Annotated in this window: 18 protein-coding genes; 10 read left to right on the forward strand and 8 right to left on the reverse strand. The window is 73.8% G+C overall.

From position 1 onward, the window contains the following. Positions 1-15: 15 nt before the first annotated feature. Positions 16-1323, reverse strand: a complete 1308-nt coding sequence (locus ACYF6T_RS13075; protein WP_461696113.1) for a hypothetical protein — start codon at positions 1321-1323, stop codon at positions 16-18. Between the two features lie 114 nt (positions 1324-1437). Here ACYF6T_RS13075 and ACYF6T_RS13080 point away from each other — a divergent pair, with 114 nt between their 5' ends. Both ACYF6T_RS13080 and ACYF6T_RS13085 read left to right on the forward strand, forming a co-directional pair. Next, positions 1438-2658, forward strand: a complete 1221-nt coding sequence (locus tag ACYF6T_RS13080; RefSeq protein WP_461696114.1) for a molybdopterin-dependent oxidoreductase — start codon at positions 1438-1440, stop codon at positions 2656-2658. After that, the gene (locus tag ACYF6T_RS13085) at positions 2658-3128 is read left to right on the forward strand and encodes a hypothetical protein (RefSeq protein ID WP_461696115.1); all 471 of its coding nucleotides are present in this window, start codon (positions 2658-2660) and stop codon (positions 3126-3128) included. The genes ACYF6T_RS13080 and ACYF6T_RS13085 overlap by 1 nt, the downstream gene beginning before the upstream one ends. On the opposite strand, the gene ACYF6T_RS13090 is transcribed toward ACYF6T_RS13085, so the two are convergent. Genes ACYF6T_RS13090 through ACYF6T_RS13100 form a run of 3 tightly spaced genes read right to left on the reverse strand, consistent with a single transcriptional unit; the run spans position 3014 to position 5114 of the window. Further along, a complete protein-coding gene (locus ACYF6T_RS13090) occupies positions 3014-3754 on the reverse strand; it encodes a class I SAM-dependent methyltransferase (RefSeq protein WP_461696116.1) in 741 nt (246 codons plus the stop codon). The genes ACYF6T_RS13085 and ACYF6T_RS13090 overlap by 115 nt on opposite strands. Then, the gene (locus ACYF6T_RS13095; RefSeq protein WP_461696117.1) at positions 3751-4416 is read right to left on the reverse strand and encodes a TIGR04282 family arsenosugar biosynthesis glycosyltransferase; all 666 of its coding nucleotides are present in this window, start codon (positions 4414-4416) and stop codon (positions 3751-3753) included. The genes ACYF6T_RS13090 and ACYF6T_RS13095 overlap by 4 nt, the downstream gene beginning before the upstream one ends. Beyond that, positions 4413-5114, reverse strand: a complete 702-nt coding sequence (locus ACYF6T_RS13100) for a glycosyltransferase family 2 protein (RefSeq protein WP_461696119.1) — start codon at positions 5112-5114, stop codon at positions 4413-4415. The genes ACYF6T_RS13095 and ACYF6T_RS13100 overlap by 4 nt, the downstream gene beginning before the upstream one ends. A 113-nt stretch (positions 5115-5227) precedes the next feature. Here ACYF6T_RS13100 and ACYF6T_RS13105 point away from each other — a divergent pair, with 113 nt between their 5' ends. Continuing rightward, positions 5228-5941, forward strand: a complete 714-nt coding sequence (locus ACYF6T_RS13105) for a response regulator transcription factor (protein WP_461696121.1) — start codon at positions 5228-5230, stop codon at positions 5939-5941. Positions 5942-5946: 5 nt separating this feature from the next. Then, the gene (locus ACYF6T_RS13110; RefSeq protein WP_461696122.1) at positions 5947-7059 is read left to right on the forward strand and encodes a sensor histidine kinase; all 1113 of its coding nucleotides are present in this window, start codon (positions 5947-5949) and stop codon (positions 7057-7059) included. A 127-nt stretch (positions 7060-7186) separates the two neighbouring features. Here the strand turns inward: ACYF6T_RS13110 and ACYF6T_RS13115 are convergent, their stop codons facing one another. From ACYF6T_RS13115 to ACYF6T_RS13125, 3 genes are read right to left on the reverse strand one after another with little or no spacing between them, the layout of a single operon-like run. Continuing rightward, entirely contained in the window at positions 7187-8206 is a 1020-nt protein-coding gene (locus ACYF6T_RS13115) for an NAD-dependent epimerase/dehydratase family protein (protein ID WP_461696124.1), read from the reverse strand. A gap of 53 nt (positions 8207-8259) precedes the next feature. After that, positions 8260-9720, reverse strand: a complete 1461-nt coding sequence (locus ACYF6T_RS13120; RefSeq protein ID WP_461696125.1) for a sensor histidine kinase — start codon at positions 9718-9720, stop codon at positions 8260-8262. Then, a complete protein-coding gene (locus ACYF6T_RS13125) occupies positions 9717-10406 on the reverse strand; it encodes a response regulator transcription factor (RefSeq protein WP_461696127.1) in 690 nt (229 codons plus the stop codon). Before ACYF6T_RS13125 ends, ACYF6T_RS13120 begins: the two co-directional genes overlap by 4 nt. A 151-nt stretch (positions 10407-10557) precedes the next feature. Between ACYF6T_RS13125 and ACYF6T_RS13130 the strand changes: the two genes are divergently transcribed. From ACYF6T_RS13130 to ACYF6T_RS13140, 3 genes are read left to right on the forward strand one after another with little or no spacing between them, the layout of a single operon-like run. Beyond that, positions 10558-11895 carry a ferredoxin reductase family protein gene (locus ACYF6T_RS13130; protein ID WP_461696129.1) on the forward strand — a complete coding sequence of 446 codons (1338 nt, stop codon included), beginning with the start codon at positions 10558-10560 and terminating at the stop codon, positions 11893-11895. A 10-nt stretch (positions 11896-11905) separates the two neighbouring features. Further along, positions 11906-12616 (forward strand): FMN-binding protein, encoded by a 711-nt coding sequence (locus ACYF6T_RS13135; protein ID WP_461696130.1) that lies wholly within the window; start codon positions 11906-11908, stop codon positions 12614-12616. A gap of 4 nt (positions 12617-12620) precedes the next feature. After that, positions 12621-13361 carry an FAD:protein FMN transferase gene (locus tag ACYF6T_RS13140; RefSeq protein ID WP_461696132.1) on the forward strand — a complete coding sequence of 247 codons (741 nt, stop codon included), beginning with the start codon at positions 12621-12623 and terminating at the stop codon, positions 13359-13361. Positions 13362-13416: 55 nt separating this feature from the next. Here ACYF6T_RS13140 and ACYF6T_RS13145 read toward each other — a convergent pair whose 3' ends face one another. Beyond that, positions 13417-15483 (reverse strand): ArnT family glycosyltransferase, encoded by a 2067-nt coding sequence (locus ACYF6T_RS13145; RefSeq protein WP_461696133.1) that lies wholly within the window; start codon positions 15481-15483, stop codon positions 13417-13419. A gap of 297 nt (positions 15484-15780) precedes the next feature. Between ACYF6T_RS13145 and ACYF6T_RS13150 the strand changes: the two genes are divergently transcribed. From ACYF6T_RS13150 to ACYF6T_RS13160, 3 genes are read left to right on the forward strand one after another with little or no spacing between them, the layout of a single operon-like run. Continuing rightward, complete coding sequence (locus tag ACYF6T_RS13150) at positions 15781-16902, forward strand: ABC transporter ATP-binding protein (RefSeq protein WP_461696135.1); 1122 nt, start codon at positions 15781-15783, stop codon at positions 16900-16902. Further along, on the forward strand, positions 16899-17609 hold the full coding sequence (locus ACYF6T_RS13155; RefSeq protein ID WP_461696137.1) for an ABC transporter permease: 711 nt from the start codon (positions 16899-16901) through the stop codon (positions 17607-17609). Before ACYF6T_RS13150 ends, ACYF6T_RS13155 begins: the two co-directional genes overlap by 4 nt. Continuing rightward, complete coding sequence (locus tag ACYF6T_RS13160) at positions 17606-18274, forward strand: ABC transporter permease (RefSeq protein ID WP_461696139.1); 669 nt, start codon at positions 17606-17608, stop codon at positions 18272-18274. Before ACYF6T_RS13155 ends, ACYF6T_RS13160 begins: the two co-directional genes overlap by 4 nt. Positions 18275-18285: the final 11 nt, after the last annotated feature.

Consider the following 18285-nt stretch of genomic DNA (forward strand, 5'->3'; position numbering starts at 1 on the left):
TCTTTCACCGGAGGCTCACCAACCCGTCAGGAGCAGGTGGTTGACCAGGAGGGCGAGGGTGGCCTGGGCTGTCAGCCAGGGGCGGGGGGCGCGCAGGTGTGCGCAGGCCGGGAGGAGCCACAGGGCGAACGGGAGCCAGATGCGTTCCGTCTCCGCCTTGCTCATGCCCGAGACGTCCGCGATGAGGAGGGCCAGGAGGGCCGCCGTGACGAGGACGGACAGCGGGTTCGCCCGGGTGGGGCGGAGGTGGCGCAGGGCCGCTGCCGTCGCGGGGCCGGTGATGAAGACCGCGCAGGCCAGGTCGGCCCACACCCAGTACCCGTACGGGCGTACTCCGCCCGCTCCTTGGTAGTAGCGGGTGACCAAGAGGCGGTACGCCTCCCACCAGTTGAAGCCCAGGGCGGTGAACACCGCCGGGACGACGGCGAGTCCGGCGAGGAGGTAGGGGAGGGGGCGGGCGCGGTGGGGGCCCAGGAGGAGGACCGCGGCGGCGGGGAGGGCGAACAGGGTGAGGCCGTAGGAGAGGTACGCCGTCAGGCCGGACAGGAGCCCCGAGGCGGTCGCGGTCAGGGGCGTGCGGTGGCCCGTCACCGCCAAAGCCAGCAGCGCCACCGACCAGGCCGCGACCGCCGCGAAGTAGCCGTCGGCCGAGGTGCCCACCCACACCGCGCCCGGCGTCAGGACCAGGAAGGGCGCGGCGCGGCGGGCCAGGTGTTCGCCGGCCAGCGCCCGTACGGCGATCAGGACCGCGACCGCCCCCGTCGTGCCGGCGGTGATGACGAAGGCGCCCGCCCAGCCGCCGCCGCGCAGACCGATCCGGTCGAGCAGGACGAAGGTGACGGTGGCCCCCGCCGGGTGCCCGGCGACATGGGCGGGCCAGTTGTCCGGGGTGTTGATCAGAATGTGCCGCGTGAAGTCCCGCAGGGCGGCCGGGATGTCGTGGAAGCGGGCGATGACCTGGAGGTACTCGTTGCGGGTGGTCAGCTGCTCGGCGATGCCCCGGTACCAGCCGTCCACCAGCGCCAGGGACCACGTCCAGGCCGCTCCCGCCGCCCAGGTGGTGAGCAGCAGGGGGCGCCAGGGCAGGCGGGCCGCCAGGGCGGGGCCGTACGCCACGACCGCGGCGGCCACGGCGAGCGCGGCCGGGGTGCCGGGGCCGAGGTGCGGGTCCCACGTCGCCAGCAGGGGCGGCCAGCCGACGCGGAGTGAGCCGTCGCGGTGCTCGATGCCGGTGCCGACGACCGCGGCGACCACCACGAGCAACGCGGCGGCCGCGGCGGCACACAGGTCCCGGCGCACGTCCCGGCGCAGGTCTCGGTTCACGCCGCACACGCTAGGCCGCGGCGTCCGGGCCGGGCGGCTGACATGCGCGGACGTCAGAGTTTCGTCATGGTTCGCACCCCCGCCGCGAGGGCGGTGCGGACCTACGGTCGACGTATGCGACGCACTCCCTTCTCGCCCGCCTTCTGGCGCAGCCCCCTGCGCGGCCCCTGGTTCACCTCGGTCCTCGGGGTGGTGCTGCTCGGCGGGATCACCGTGCTGTTCGTGACGGGCCTGCTGTCGTACGCGGCCTACAACCCCGGCCTCTCACCCGTCAACGACAAGACCCCCGGCAAGGGAATCCTCGGCTTCTACCTCTTCCCCTGGCCGACCGGCCCGCACTGGCTGTACCGGCTCACGCAGGGCGTCCACGTCACGCTCGGCATCACGCTGATCCCGGTGCTGCTCGCCAAACTCTGGTCGGTCGTACCGAAGTTGTTCGCCCTGCCGCCCGCGCGGTCCCTTGCGCACGCGCTGGAGCGGATCTCGCTGCTGCTCCTCGTCGGCGGCGGCCTGTTCGAGTTCGTCACCGGCGTGCTCAACGTCCAACTCGACTACGTCTTCCCCGGCTCCTTCTACCCCCTGCACTTCTACGGCGCCTGGGTCTTCTTCGCCGCCTTCGTCGCGCACGCCGTCCTGAAGACGCCCCTCGCCCTGCGCAATCTGCGTCAACGACGGGGAGCGGCAGGCGATGTGACCTCCCCCGATCCCGCCGAGCCGACCGTGTCCCGGCGCGGTGCGCTCGGCCTGGTCGGGGGCGGCTCGCTGCTGCTGTTCGCCACCACCGCCGGTCAGGACGTCGACGGGCTGCGCTGGACGGCCCTGTTCGCCCCGCACGGACGCACCGACCCGGGCGGCGGACCCGGCGGCTTCCAGATCAACAAGACGGCCGCCTACGCCGGCATCGGCACCGCCGAGACCGGCGAGGAGGCGTGGCGGCTGGTGGTGACCGGACGGGGCGGCACCGTACGCCTGAGCCGCGCCGAGCTCCTCCGGCTCCCGCTGCACAGCGCGGCCCTGCCCATCGCCTGCGTGGAAGGCTGGTCGACGTCCGACCAGTGGTGGCACGGGGTACGGCTGCGCGACCTCGCGGCACTCGTCGGGTACGACGGTGACCCGCCCGACGTCCTCGTGGAGTCGCTGCAACGGCACGGCGCGTTCCGCCGGGCGGCGCTGCGGGGCAACCAGGTCGCCGACTCCCGTTCCCTGCTCGCCCTGTTTGTCAACGGCGAGGTGCTGACCCCCGACCACGGCCACCCGGCGCGGATCATCGTGCCCGCGGCACCCGGTGTGCTCAACACCAAGTGGGTGGCCCGGATGACCTTCGGAGACCTGTGATGCGCACCCAGGGAAGGCGGATCGGGACGCTGCTGGGCAGTCCGCTGCAACTCCTGCTGCTCGCCTGCTCGTTCGCCCTCGCCGCCTACGCGGGGGTGCGGCTGCTGGCCGGCGACTGGTTCGGAGTGGCGCTGTGGGTCGTGGGGGCGGCGCTCGTGCACGACCTGGTGCTGCTGCCGGTGTACGCGGTGGCCGACCGGGCGCTGGTGCGGGCGGCGGGCGCACGGCGCCGGTGGGTCGGGTACGCGCGGGTGCCCGCCGCCCTGTCGCTGCTGTTGCTGCTCGTCTGGTTCCCGCTGATCAGTGGGCAGGTGGCGGGGCGTTACGCCCGCGCCACCGGGCTGTCCGCCGACGGCTACCTCGCCCGCTGGCTGCTGGTGTCCGCGGCGCTGTTCGGCGGCTCGGCCCTGCTGCTCGTCCTGCGGCTGCTGCGCAGGGCGACGAAGCAACGGCCGCCCGCCGCCCACTGATCGACGGCACGCCAGCCCGCGCGGTCCGCGTGCCGCAGCAGGGCCGGCGTGCCGAGCCGCGCCCAGGGGAAGGGGGTGCCGGCGGCACCGCGGGCGTCGGTGACGTGCACGAGGACACGCTCGTCGACGTCCGGTTGCGGGGCCGTCTCGGCGATCAACAAGCCGCCTGGGCCGACGAGCTGGGCCATGCGGGCGAGGAGCGCCTGCGGGTCGCCGCCGATGCCGACGTTGCCGTCGATCAACAGGGCGGTGTCCCAGCGGCCTTCCGCGGGCAGCGGCTCGAAGACCGAGCGGTGCAGGGCCTTCCCGCCGAGGCGGTTGGTGCGGGCCACGGCCGCCTCGCTCACGTCGACGCCCAGCGCGGGGCGGCCGAGCGCGCCGAGGGCGGCGACCAGGCGGCCGGGGCCGCAGCCCACGTCCAGGACGGTGCCTTCGCAGCGGTGCAGCACCCGAAGGTCGGCCGCGTCGGCTTCCGCGCACCAGCGTTCTATGTCCAGGGGCAGGAGCCAGCCGTCGGGGCGGCGGAGGTAGAGGGGGCCCCGGCCGGTGTGGAGGGCGTGGGTGTAGGGGTCGGCGGACCAAGCGTGGGACGGGGGCGCGAGAGGCGCCGTGGGGGTCGTGGTCATGGGGCGGCCGCGGGTGCGACGTGGCTGGTCGCGCCGTTCCCCGCGCCCCCTGGGGGCGCGACGCGATGCGTCAGTCTTGCCAGTTCCCTTGCGAAGCGGCCGTGCGGGGCCGTCTTCGCCACCGCCTCCGCGTCCCGGGCCGTGTCCACGTCCCGCAGGCACGGCAGCTCCCGCAGGCGCAGCCCCGCCAGCCTCGCCCGCTGCGCCGCCCCCGTGTACGGGGTCGACATGGGCACCCCGCGCAGGAGCGCCGGGTCCGGGACGGCCAGGCCCAGGGCCCAGAAGCCGCCGTCCGCCGCCGGGCCGAAGTACGCGTCGACGCCCGTGAAGTCCACGCTCAGCAGCTCCGGCGTCACCTGGGGCGTGTCCATGCCGATCAGCAGGGCGGGCCCGTCGCAGCCGGCGAACGCGGCGGCCAGGCGTTCGTCGAGGGTGCCCGCGCACTGCCGTACGACCTCGAAGCCGGGCGGCAGCCAGGGGCCGGGCTCGCCCTCCAGGACCAGGACGCGGCGGCGTGCCGGGGTGCGCGCGACCGTGTCCAGGGTGTCCGCGAGGGCCGCCTGTGCGAGGGCCGCCGCCTCCTGCGGAGTGAAGGGCGGTGTCAGGCGGGTCTTCACCCGGCCCGGGCGGGGTTCCTTCGCGATGACGAGGAGCGTGGTCATGCGCCGGCCCCCTTCTCCGCGAGGACCCGGCTCATGTCCCGTACGGTCTGCCAGGTGCCGCGCCAGGTCCCGGTCACCTTCGAGGCGCCGGTGCGCGGGCGGTACGGCACGTCCTGTTCGGTGACGCGCCAGCCCGCGTCGGCGGCGCGGACCACCATCTGCAGGGGGTAGCCGCTGCGCCGGTCGGTCAGGCCCAGGGCGAGCAGCGGCTCGCGGCGGGCGGCGCGCAGCGGGCCGAGGTCGTGCAGGCGCAGGCCGGTGCGGCGGCGCAGCAGGAGGGCGAGGGCGAGGTTGCCCGCGCGGGCGTGCACGGGCCAGGCGCCGCGCGTCTCGGGGCGCCGCCGGCCGAGGACCAGGTCGGACTCGCCGGCCCGGATCCGCTCCACGAACGGCACCAGGCCGGCCGGGTCGAGGGAGGCGTCGCAGTCGCAGAAGCACACGATGTCCGCGGTGGCCGCCGCCAGGCCCGCGTGGCAGGCGGCACCGAAGCCGCGCCGCCTCTCGCGGACGACGGTCGCGCCCAGCGCGGCGGCGATGCCGGCCGAGCCGTCGGTGGAGCCGTTGTCCACGACGAGGGCGCGCCAGCCGGGCGGAACGCGCCGCAGCACCCACGGCAGCGCCTCGGCCTCGTCGAGACAGGGCAGGACGACGTCCACGGACGCCGCGACCGGTTCTCTTTCGTCGGAAGGGGTCGTCACGTCACTCACCCTACGAGCGCAAAACGGGCCATTCGGACTTCGGCTCCTTACGAAACACGGACGTCAGGAGGGGGCGGGCGGCGCTCCCGCGTGCGCGGTGCGAGGCTGGCGTCATGGAGCAGCAGCCGTACGCAGCGGGCGGGGCCCGGGTCCTCGTCGTCGACGACGACCCCACCGTCGCCGAGGTCGTCACCGGGTACCTCGACCGGGCCGGATACGTCGTCGACCGGGCCGGGGACGGCCCCGACGCGCTCGCCCGGGCCGCCGCCCACTGGCCGGACCTCGTCGTCCTCGACCTGATGCTGCCCGGCATGGACGGTCTGGAGGTGTGCCGGCGGATGCGCGGGCGGGGGCCCGTGCCGGTCATCATGCTCACCGCGCGCGGCGACGAGGACGACCGCATCCTCGGCCTGGAAGTCGGCGCAGACGACTACGTGACCAAGCCCTTCAGCCCCCGCGAACTCGTCCTGCGCGTCGAGTCCGTCCTGCGCCGCACCCGGCCCGTCCAGCCGGCCGGCATCCTGCGCGCGGCGGGCCTGAGCCTGGACCCGGCCGCCCGCCGCGCCGTCAAGGACGGCACCGAACTCGCCCTCACCATCCGCGAGTTCGACCTCCTCGCCTTCTTCCTGCGCCATCCCGGCCGGGTCTTCGGCCGGGAGGACCTGATGCGTGAGGTGTGGGGCTGGGACTTCGGCGACCTGTCGACCGTCACCGTCCATGTACGGCGGCTGCGCGGGAAGGTCGAGGACGATCCGGCGCGGCCCCGGCTGATCCAGACGGTGTGGGGCGTCGGCTACCGCTTCGACGCGTCCGGCGCGGGGGAGTGAGGGCCGTGCGCGACACCCTGCTCATCGTCCTGTTCGCCTTCCTCGGCGCCGCCGCGGCCGGTCTGCTCGGCGCCGGCGTACTGCTGCTGATCCGGCGCCGGTCCCTGGTCACCCACCTCGCCGTGGTCGCCGGCGTCGCCGTCGCCGCGATGCTCGCGGGCACCCTCGCGGTCGCCCAGGCGATGTTCCTGTCCGGACACGACCTGCGCGTGGTCACCACCGTCGTCGCGATGGCCGCCGTCGTCTCCCTGGCCACCGCCCTGCTGCTCGGCCGCTGGGTCGCCGCCCGCAGCCGCGCCCTCGCGCTCGCCGCCCGCTCCTTCGGCGACGGCGGCGACTTCACCTCGCCGCACGGCCCGGCCGCCGCCGAACTGGCCGCGCTGAGCCGGGAACTGGAGGCCACCAGCGCCCGGCTCGCCGAGTCCCGGCGGCGCGAGCGCGCCCTGGAGACCTCCCGGCGCGAACTCGTCGCCTGGATCTCCCACGACCTGCGCACCCCGCTCGCCGGACTGCGCGCCATGTCCGAGGCCCTGGAGGACGGCGTCGCCGCCGACCCCGACCGCTACCTCAAGCAGATCCGCACCGAGGTCGAACGCCTCAACGCCATGGTGGGCGACCTCTTCGAACTCTCCCGCATCCACGCCGGGACGCTGCCGCTGAGCCCGACCCGGATCTCCCTGTACGACCTGGTGGGCGACGCGCTCGCCGGGGCCGACCCGCTCGCCCGCGAGTGCGGGGTCCGGCTGGTGGGCGACCGGGTCGAGCCGCTGCCGGTGGAGGTGGACGGCAAGGAGATGAGCCGCGTGCTGGGCAACCTGCTGGTCAACGCCATCCGCCGGACGCCGGCCGACGGCACGGTCGCCGTCGCCGCCGAGCGCGGCCCGGACGGCGTCGTGCTGTCGGTGACGGACGGCTGCGGGGGGATTCCCGAGGAGGACCTGCCGCGCGTCTTCGAGACCGGCTGGCGCGGCACGCACGCCCGGACCCCTCCGGCCGGGGCGGGCCTCGGGCTCGCGATCGTGCGGGGGATCGTGGAGGCGCACCAGGGCACGGCCACCGTGCGCAACGTGCCCGGCGGCTGCCGGTTCGAGGTGGTGCTGCCCGCGGCCGCTTCGTGACAGCGGACAGCACCACCGGTCCGAGGCCCAGCGGTGCCGGCCGCGCGACGCCCGGTACGCTCCCCCACAGGAGCAGCCCGCTCGCCGTACCGCCCTCCGGGCGGCTGCGCCGCGGCCACCACGGGCCCTATGCCCCGCCCGACCCCGACCCGGACCCCGCTCCCGCCCTCGCGAACTCCCGCATCCCCGCCGCGAAGTCCACCCGCGGCTGCCAGCCCAGCTCCGCGCGCAGCCGGGCCGAGTCGGCCGTGATGTGCCGTACGTCGCCGAGCCGGTACTCGCCGGTGACCACCGGCTCCGGGCCGCCGCAGGCCGCCGCCAGCGCCCGCGCCATCTCGCCGACCGTGTGCGGCTCGCCGCTGCCGGTGTTGTACGCCCTCAGCACGCCCGCCTGCGAAGTCGCCTCCAGCGCGGCCACGTTGGCGGCGGCCACGTCCCGCACGTGCACGAAGTCCCGCCGCTGACGGCCGTCCTCGTACACCCGCGGCGCCTCGCCCCGGGCCAGCGCCGAGCGGAAGAAGGAGGCGACGCCCGCGTACGGGGTGTCGCGGGGCATGCCCGGCCCGTACACGTTGTGGTAGCGCAGCGACACCGCCGCACCGCCCGTGGCCCGCGCCCACGCCGCCGCCAGGTGCTCCTGGGTCAGCTTGGTCGCCGCGTACACGTTGCGCGGATCGACCGGGGCGTCCTCCCCGACCAGCCCGGGCGTCAGGGCCGCCCCGCACACCGGGCAGGGCGGCTCGAAGCGGCCCGCGTCCAGGTCGGCGACCGCACGCGGGCCCGGGCGTACGGCACCGTGCCGGGCGCACGCGTAGCGGCCCTCGCCGTACACCACCATCGACCCCGCCAGCACCAGCCGCCGTACGCCCGACTCCGCCATGGCGGTGAGCAGGACGGCGGTGCCGAGGTCGTTGCGCGAGACGTACCGCGGCGCGTCCGCGAAGTCGACGCCCAGCCCCACCATGGCCGCCTGGTGGCACACGGCGTCCACGCCGGCCAGCGCCCGGCGGACGGCGGCCGGGTCGCGGACGTCGCAGGCGGGATCCGCCCGCACGTCGAACCCGACGGGCTCGTGACCGTGCGCCGTGAGCGCCTCGACGACATGGGACCCGATGAACCCGGCGGCGCCGGTGACCAGTACGCGCATGCCCTCACGCTAGGGCCGTGAGCAGCCCGGACGCCCGGAGCGCGGCCCGCACGTCACGGCTTCGTAAGAGTCGCAGGAGTCAGCGGCAGGCTCACCGTGAACACCGTCTCGCCGGACCCGCCGCCGAGCTCGATCGTCCCGCCGTGCGCCCGCACCAGCGCGTTCGCCACCGACAGGCCGAGGCCGCTGCCGCCGCGGTCGCGGCTGCGCGCCTTGTCGACGCGGTAGAAGCGGTCGAAGACGCGCTCGCGGTCGGCCTCCGGGATGCCCGGGCCGGTGTCGGCGACCCGTACCAGGGCGCGGTCGCCGGCCACCGTGACCGTCAGCGACACGGCCGTGCCGGGCGGGGTGTGCACGGCCGCGTTGGTGAGGAGGTTGTCCAGGACCTGACGGATGCGGTGCGGGTCCAGGCGCAGTGTCATCTCCTCGACGTCGCAGGTCACCGTCAGCGGATGCGCCGGGTGGCTCGCGCGGAAGGCGTCCGCGGCGTCGAGGGCCAGCGTCACCAGGTCCGCGTCCCGCGGCCGGAGCGGCGCCTCCACCTCCGCCGCGTCCAGCCGGGCGAGCAGCAGCAGGTCGTCCAGGAGGATGCCCATGCGGGCGGCCTCGGCGCGCAGCCGGGCGAGGTGCCTGTCCCGTTCCGCGGGCGCGTTGGCGGCGGCGTACTGGAAGAGGTCCGCGTAGCCGCGCACCGACATCAGCGGGGTGCGCAGCTCGTGCGAGGCGTCCGCGACGAACCGCCGCAGCCGCTGCTCGGCCTCGGAACGCACCGCGAGGGAGCGGTCGATGTGCTCCAGCATCGTGTTGAAGGCGGTCCGCAGCTCCGCCACCTCCGGCCCGCCGTCCCGGCCGTCGGCGCGCAGCGGCAGCCGGGCCGCCGACTCGGTGAGGTCGTGCGAGGCGATGCCGTGCGCGGTGTGCGCCATGTCGCTCAGCGGTTTCAGACCGCGCCGCAGCATCGCCCGGCCGCACACCACCAGGGCCAGCAGGGCCAGCCCGAAGGCGATCGCCTGGGTCGTCACGAGCCTGCGCACCGTGCCGTCGATGCCGTCCATGGGCGCGCCGCTGACCAGCACCACCCCGGGCTCCACCTCGCAGGCCCGCAGCCGGTACAGGCCCTCGCCCGCGATGTGCTCGGTGCGCAGCACCTCCGTGCCGGCCCGGGTCTGCGCCCGGGCCAGGGCGGTGAGCTGCGCGGTGTCCTCCGGCAGGTCGGCGGGGTCCTCCGGCTTGCGCAGCACGGGCGTGCCCCGGGCCGACACGTCGTACACGGCGTACACCCAGCGGTAGTACTTCTTGCCGGCCAGCGTGCCGGTGTCCGCCAGGGACTTGGACTGGGCGACCTGCGCGAGCGAGAGCTGGTCGTTGAGCTGGGCCGACAGATAGTCGCGCATGTACGTCGTCAGCGCGGTGCCGACGACGGCGAACACGATCAGCGACAGCACCCCGAGGCCCAGCGCGAGCCGGGTGCCCAGGCGCATCCGGCGGTAGGTCCGCCGCAGCCGCCCGGTCACTCGGCCGCCTGCCGGACGACGTACCCGAAGCCGCGCACCGTGTGGATCAGCGGTTCCCCCGTGTCGTCGAGCTTGCGGCGCAGCCGGCTGACGACCAGCTCGACGACGTTCGAGCGGCCCCCGAAGCCGTACTCCCACACGTGGTCGAGGATCTGCGCCTTGGTCATCACCGTCGGCGACTTGCGCATCAGGTAGCGCAGCACCTCGTACTCGGTGGGCGTGAGCGTCAGCAGCCGCTCCCCGCGGCGCACCTCACGGGTGTCCTCGTCCATCGTCAGGTCCGCCACGCGCAGCACCGACCGCTGGAAGCCGGGCCCGGCGCTGCGCCGCAGCACCGTCCGCAGCCGCGCCATCAGCTCCTCCACGGCGAACGGCTTGACCAGGTAGTCGTCCCCGCCCCGGGTCAGCCCCGCCACCCGGTCGGCGACCGCGTCCCGCGCCGTCAGGAACACCACCGGCACCATGGTCCCCGAGCGCCGCAGCCGGTCCAGGACGCCGAAACCGTCGACGTCGGGCAGCATCAAATCCAGCACCACGATGTCCGGCCGGAACCCGGCGGCCAGCCGCAGCGCCTCCTCGCCGGAGTTCGCGGTGACCGCCTCCCAGCCCTCGTAGCGGGCGACCGTCGCGACGAGGTCGGCGATCGGCGGGTCGTCGTCCACGACGAGGAGTCGTACTTTGTCCACCCGCACATAGTGCGCCACCCGGCCGCAGGCGCCAGAGCCCCTACCTCGCGGCGGACACATCGATAACCACTTGAAAGTCGTCCGACAGCGAAACGACAGCTCCCTGACGACAAGCTCGGATACCCAGGACCCGATCAAGGAGCTGCCGTCCGTGACGACCGTCCAATCACCCCCTGCGCCCCCCACGGCGACACGCCCCAGGGTGGTGGCCCGCACGGGCCTGTACGCCGTGCTGGCCGCGAACGTGGCCGTGGTGACGTACTTCTTCCTCCAGCCCGGTTTCGCCTCCAACGCGCTGATCGTGCTCGGCCGCCTCGCCGGCCTCTACGGCGCCCTCCTCATGGCCTTCCAGCTGCTGCTGGTGGCCCGGCTGCCCTGGCTGGACCGCCGGATCGGCATGGACCGGCTGACGTCCTGGCACCGCTGGACCGGCTTCGGCATCCTGTGGACGCTGCTCGCGCACGCCGTCTTCATCACCTTCGGCTACGCGCAGTCCGCCTCCGTGGGCCCCGTCGAGGAGATCGTCGACCTCGCCGAGACCACCGAGGGCGTGCTGCGCGCCGTCGTCGCGCTCGGCATCGTCATCGTGGTCGGCGCCGTCTCGGCCCGCTACGCGCGCCGCCGGCTCGCCTACGAGACCTGGCACTTCATCCACCTGTACACGTACGTCGCCGTGGTGCTGGCCTTCACCCACCAGGTCGCGGTCGGCACGACGTTCACCTCGTCGTCCGCCGCGAAGACGTACTGGTACGGCGTGTGGGGCGTCGCCCTCGGCTCGCTCGTGCTGGGCCGGGCGGTGCTGCCGCTGTGGCGCAACTGGCGTCATCGGTTCCGCGTCTCGGCCGTCGTCCACGAGTCGGACGACGTCGTCTCGATCCACATCACCGGCCGCGACCTGGACAAGCTGCCGGCCCGGGCCGGCCAGTTCTTCCTGTGGCGGTTCCTGACCCGCGACCGCTGGTGGCAGGCCAACCCCTTCTCCCTGTCCGCCGCCCCCGACGGCCGTGGCCTGCGCCTGACCGCCAAGGCCGCGGGTGACGGCAGCGCCGCCCTGCGCCACGTGAAGGTCGGCACGCGCGTCTTCGCCGAGGGCCCCTACGGCGCCTTCACCGCGATGCACCGCACCCGCCCCGAGGCCGTCCTCATCGCTGGCGGCGTCGGCGTCACCCCGATCCGGGCGCTGCTGGAGGAGCTGGAGGGCCACGCGGTCGTCATCTACCGGGTCGCCCGCGAACGCGACGCCGTCCTCTACGACGAGCTGCGCGACCTCGCCCAGGCCAAGGGCGCCGACCTGTACCTGGTCAAGGGCTCCGTCCACCCCGACAAGCTGGCCCCGCGCGAGCTGGCCCGGATGGTGCCGGACATCGCCGACCGCGACGTCTTCCTGTGCGGGCCGCCCCCGATGATGGCCGCGGTGCTGCGCAACCTCGGCGACCTCGGCGTGCCCAAGCAGCAGATCCACTTCGAGCGCTTCAGCCTGGCGGGATGAGGAAACGATCGTGAAGCGAGCCATACCTGTCGTCGTGCTGAGCGTGGCGGGACTGATCCCCGTCTGGCGCTACCACCCGGCGACGACCACCGGCACGACCTCCACCGCCGAACCGGTCACGACACCGTCCGCCTCCGCCGCCTCGGGCACCGTCGTCAAGGGCACGACGATCACCACCGAGAAGGGCCCGGTCCAGGTCCAGGTGACCTTCGACGGCGACCGGATCACGGCGGTGAGGATGCTCCAGCAGCCGGACCATCCCCAGACGACGGCCGCCGTGCCGAAGCTGATCGCGGAGACGCTGAAGGCGCAGAGCGCGGAGATCGACACGGTCTCCGGCGCGACGATCACGAGCGAGGGGTACCGGAAGTCGCTCCAGGCCGCGATCGACGCGAACGACGAGAGCGCGTCTTCGTCGTCGTCCGCGACCTCCTCGCCGTCCGCCTCGGCTTCGGCCTCCGCCTCGCAGACGGTCTCGGGCTCGACGGTGAACACCGAGAAGGGTCCGGTCCAGGTCCAGGTGACCTTCGAGGGTGACCGGATCACGGCGGTGAGGATGCTCCAGCAGCCGGACCATCCCCAGACGACGGCCGCCGTGCCGAAGCTGATCGCGGAGACGCTGAAGGCGCAGAGCGCGGAGATCGACTCCGTGTCGGGTGCGACGATTACGAGTGAGGGCTACAAGGAGTCCCTCCAGGCTGCGATCGACGCGAAGGGATGACGACATGCGGCGCGTCGAACACGTGATGGGGTTCCCGGTCTCGCTGCGCGTGGACGACGAGGGCGACTTCGGGCCGGCCGCGGACGCCGTCTTCGCCTGGCTGCGCGAGGTCGACGCCCGCTTCAGCCCGTTCAGGGCCGACAGCGAGGTGTCCCGGCACGGGCGGGGCGAGCTGGCGGTGTCCGAGCTGAGCGCGGACCTGCGGGAGGTCCTCGACCTGTGCGAGCACTACCGGGTGGCCACGGGAGGCGCGTTCGACGTACGGCTGCCGGGGCGCGGGTTCGACCCGTGCGCGGTGGTCAAGGGCTGGTCCGTCCAGCGGGCCGGCGAGCTGCTGCGGGGCGCCGGGGCGCGCCGGTTCTGCCTCAACGCCGGAGGTGACGTGGTCGCCGCCGGCGGTCCGTGGCGCGTGGGCGTACGGCACCCCGAACACGCCGACAAGCTGTGCGCCGTCCTGGAGCTGACCGACGGGGCGGTCGCGACGTCCGCCCGGTACGAGCGCGGTGACCACATCATCGACGGCCGCACCGGGCGTCCGGCGACGGATCTGCTCAGCATGACCGTCGTGGCCGCCTCGCTGACGGTGGCCGACTCGGTGGCCACGGCGGCGTTCGCCCTGGGCGCGCAGGGCGTGGCGTGGGCCGCCTCCCAGCCCGGCTGCGAGGTGTTCGCGGTGGACGCCGGGGGGCGGGTGCTGCGGACGGAGGGGTTTCCGGCGGCGGGCGAGGGCACGACGGCCGCGTGAGGGCGGGCCGCCGGCAGGGGAGTCCGGTGGCCCGCCCGGTTCGGGGGCGCGGTGGTCAGCCGACGTCGGAGGCGTCCAGGCGGTACAGGCCGCTGTACGCGCTCACGGCCGTGCCGTGCTGCTTGACCCACTTGGCGATGGCGGAGCTGGTGCCCTGGCCGCCGTCGCTGCTGACGACGATGTAGTGCAGCCTGCCCTCCTTCACCAGGGTCTTGAGCTTGGCGAGGGTCATCGCGTTGTCGCTGCCGGACCAGCCGCCCATCGAGATGACCGGCCGGCCGGACTCCAGGATGATCGAGGACGCGGTCTGGTCGGTGGCCACCGCCACCAGCCAGGTGGCGCCGTCCTGGTGCTTCTTCAGGTACGTGATCATCGCGGAGCTGACCTGGCCGCCCATGCCGCCGGCGGCACGACCGGTCTGCGCCTGGCTGGTGCTCCCGGTGCTCTGGGTGCCCTCGTTTCCGGCCCCGGTGCTTCCGGTGCCGGACGGCTGGGCGCCGGAGGGAGCTGAACCGCCGGGCGCCGTACCGGACTTGGCGCCGGAGCCGCCGGGAGCGCCGCCCATGCCGCCTCCGCCGCCCATGCCGCCCCCGGTGTTCGGACCGGCGGTCGGGTTCGTGCCGTTGCTGCTCGCGCTCGTCGCCGCCGAGGCCGAGTAGGCGGCCGGACCGGCGAGCAGGGCCACGATCGCGGCGAGCGAGGCGAAGCCGACGAGCCTGTGCCGGCGCATGAACCGCCCGGCCAGCAGACCGAGGACGGCCGCCGCACCCGCGACGGCGACCACGGTCTCCGCGACCGTGTACAGCGTCCCGGAGCCCGAGACCCGCTGGAGCAGCACGACCGCCCAGACCGCGCTGACCGCGACGGCGGCCGGGAGCACCCAGCCCCACTTCGCCGCGTCGCCGTCCTTGAGGGCGCGGTAGAGCATGACCCCGCCCGCGCCCGCCAGCGCCGCGATCCCGGGCGCCATGGCGGTGACGTAGTACGGGTGGAAGGTGCCCTCGGCGAGGGAGAAGGTCAGGAAGTGCAGGACGAACCAGCCGCCCCACAGCATCAGCGCCGCCCGCCTGGCGTCCGTGCGCGGCGCCCTGCCGCGCAGCACCAGCCCGCCGATCAGCGCGATCGCCGCGAACGGGATCAGCCAGGAGATCTGGCCGCCCATGATGCTGTTGAACATGCGGTACAGACCGGACTCGCCGCCGAAGCTCGCGCCGTTGCCCTGTGAGCCCACCGACGAACTCGCCCCGAAGATACGGCCGAAGCCGTTGTAGCCGATGACCAGGTCCCACACGGTGTTGTCGGTGGAGCCGCCGATGTAGGGCCGCGAGGACGCCGGGACCAGGTCGACGATCACCATCCACCAGGCGCTGGAGACCACCAACGCCACCGTGCCGACGACCAGGTTGCGGACCCGGCGGCCCAACGAGCACCGGGCCGCCCAGAGATAGACCAGGAAGAACGCGGGGAGCACGACGTACGCCTGCATCATCTTCGTGTTGAACGCGAAGCCGATCGCGACGCCGGACCACACCAGCGGCATCAGCCGCCCGGTGCTCACCGCCTTCAGCAGCGCGGCGGCGCCGAGCAGCATCAGGAAGACCAGGACCGGGTCGGGGTTGGTGTCCCGGTTGATGGCGACCGTGATGGGGGTGAGCGTGAGGACGAGGGCCGCGACCGTGCCGGCCACGACCCCGAAGTCCCGCTTCACCAGCCGGTACAGCAGCGCCACCGAGCCCGTGCCGACCGCCACCATCGGCAGCGTCAGCTGCCAGGTGCCGTACCCGAAGGCGCGGGCCGACAGGCCCATCACCCACAGCGCGAACGGCGGTTTGTCGACCGTGATGAAGCTGCCGGAGTCCAGCGCGCCGAAGAAGAACGCCTTCCAGCTCTTGGTGCCGGAGTAGACGGCCGCGTCGTAGAAGGTGTTGCCGGTCAGCGAGGACAGGTTCCAGGCGTACAGGGCCGTGGCCAGGACCAGGATCGCCCACAGGGCGGGTCGGGCCCAGCGGGGGTCTCCGGGGGCGCCGGTGAAGAGCCTGCCGAGCCGGGACGCGGCGGGCGGGGCGGCGGCCCGGTGCCGGCCCTCCCGGGCGGGCGCGGGCGGCGGGGCGAGGGTGGTCATGACGCGTACTCCAAGTCGGTGGTCGCCGCAGTGGAAGGGGAGTGGAGGCGGTGCGGGCCGGACGGCGCTTCGTGGAGATGCGGCCCGGTGTTCATGTCCCTGACGATCGGGGCGGCGCCTGTGCGGTCCCTGAGCCGCTGCTGAGGGCAGGATGAGAGTCGGCGGACTCACAGTCCGCGCACAGCCGGCTGCTGCCGGACCGCAAGAATCCGGCCGGGCACGGGCGTTCGATCGCCCGCAACGCAAGCGGTCTAGACTCTCCCCCCAACGGCCCTGACCCGAAGGGTGTTCGGCGTTTTGATACGTATAGATTCAGTCACCAAGCGTTACCCGGACGGCACGGTGGCGGTCGACAACCTCTCCCTGGAGATACCCGACCGCTCGATCACGGTGTTCGTCGGGCCCTCGGGCTGCGGCAAGACCACGACCCTGCGCATGATCAACCGGATGATCGAGCCGAGCGAGGGCACCATCCTCCTCGACGGCAGGGACATCACCCGCGAGCCCGTCAACATGCTGCGCCGTTCGATGGGTTACGTCATCCAGAACGCCGGCCTCTTCCAGCACCGCACGATCGTCGACAACATCGCGACCGTGCCCCGGCTGCTCGGCTGGAGCAAGGACAGGGCGCGGGCCCGGGCGCGGGAGCTGATGGAGCGGGTCGGGCTCGACGGCTCGCTGGCCAAGCGCTACCCCTACCAGCTCTCCGGCGGCCAGCAGCAGCGCGTCGGCGTGGCCCGGGCACTGGCCGCGGACCCGCCGGTGCTGCTCATGGACGAGCCGTTCTCCGCCGTGGACCCCGTCGTGCGCAAGGGCCTGCAGGACGAACTCCTGCGCATCCAGGCCGAGCTGGGCAAGACCATCGTCTTCGTCACGCACGACATCGACGAGGCCGTCAAGATCGGCACGATGGTCGCCGTGATGCGCACCGGCGGTCATCTCGCCCAGTTCGCGCCGCCCGCCGAGCTGCTGTCCGACCCCGCGGACGACTTCGTCGAGGACTTCCTCGGCGCCGACCGCGGCATCCGCCGGCTGTCCTTCTTCTCCTCGGCCGGCCTCGACCTGCTCACCACGCCGGTCGTCGCGATCGACGCGAGCGCCGAGCAGATCGCCGCCCGCACCACGGCCGACGTGCCCTACCTCCTCGTCACCGACCTGGACGGCAGGCCCCTCGGCTGGAGCGAGCCGCGCGACCTGACCGCCGGGCGGATCGAGCGGGACCGGCTGCTGCCGTACGGGCGGCCGTTCCGGGCGGGCACCGACTCGCTGCGGGCCGCGCTGGACTGCGCGGTGCTCTCGCCGACCGGATGGGCGGTCGCGGTGGGCGCCGACGGCCGGGTGACCGGCGTCGTCTCCCAGCAGAGCATCGGCGAGGCCATCCGCGGGGCGCACCAGGACAGCGCGAAGGTCGCCGGATGAGCGGCCTCTTCGACATCCCGAGCGATCTGCAGAACACGTACTGGGGTCTGGTCGGACAGCACCTGCGCGAGGCGCTGCTGCCGGTCGCCGCCGGACTGCTGGTGGCGCTGCCGATCGCCCAGCTCTGCGTCCGGCTGCGCTGGCTGTACCCGCCGGTGCTGTGGGTGACGACCGTGCTGTACGCGATCCCGTCGCTGGCGTTCTTCGTCGTCCTCATCGACTACACCGGCCAGACCGAGACGACCGTCATGATCCCGCTGGCCGTCTACAGCCTGGTGGTGTTCGTGCCGGCGATCGTCGACGGCGTCCGCTCGGTGCCGCAGGAGACCCTGGACGCCGCCACCGCCATGGGTCTCGGCCCGGTACGCCGGTACTTCCAGGTGCAGTTGCCCATCGCCGCGCCCGCGATCATCGCCGGGCTGCGGGTGGCGACGGTCTCCAGCATCTCCCTGGTCAGCGTCGGCATGCTGATCGGCAACCAGGGCGGGCTCGGCAACCTGCTCAACGACGGCATGATCTACCACCAGCCGCGCCTGGTGTGGCTGTCGGTGATCGGCACGGCCGTCCTCGCCATCCTCGCCGACGCCGCGCTGGTCGTCGTACGCCTGCTCGTGACCCCGTGGATGCCGCGCGGCGGCGTGCGCAGGGCCCGCCCCGTCGACGAACCCGAGCCGCTCCAGGCCGCGTTGGAGGACGCCGTCCGATGAACGTCCTGCACTTCGTCAACGCCTTCTTCAGCGACGGCGCCCACTGGCACGGCTACGACGGCATCCCCACCCGGCTGCGCGAGCACATCCAGTACTCGCTGTCCGCGCTCGCCATCGCCGCCGCCATCGGCCTGCCGTTCGGGCTGCTGACCGGGCACACCGGCCGGGGCGGCAACACCGTCGCCTTCATCGCCACCGCGGGCCGCGCGCTGCCCAGCTTCGGCCTGCTGGTGCTGATGTTCGTCCTGCTGGGCCTGGGCCTGACGCCCGTGATGATCCCGCTGGTCGTCCTCGCCGTCCCGCCGATCCTGGTCACCACCTACGAGGCGGTGCGCTCCGTCGACCCCTCCCCGGTGGACGCGGCGCGCGGCATGGGCATGGCCGAGCCGCGCATCCTGTTCCAGGTCGAACTGCCGGTCGCGCTCCCGCTGATCCTCAGCGGCCTGCGCTCGGCGGCCATCCAGATCGTCTCCACCGCCACCATCGCCGCGTACGTCTCACTCGGCGGCCTGGGGCGGTACATCGTCGACGGTCTCTACCAGCGCAACTACGAGAAGGTGGTGGGAGGGGCGACGCTGGTGGCCCTCCTGGCGCTGGTGACCCTCGGGTTCTTCTGGGCGGTGGCGCGGCTCACCGTCTCTCCCGGCGTGCGCCGCGGCGCCTGACGGCGACGGGC

It is taken from the genome of Streptomyces sp. 7R007 (genome assembly GCF_054850255.1).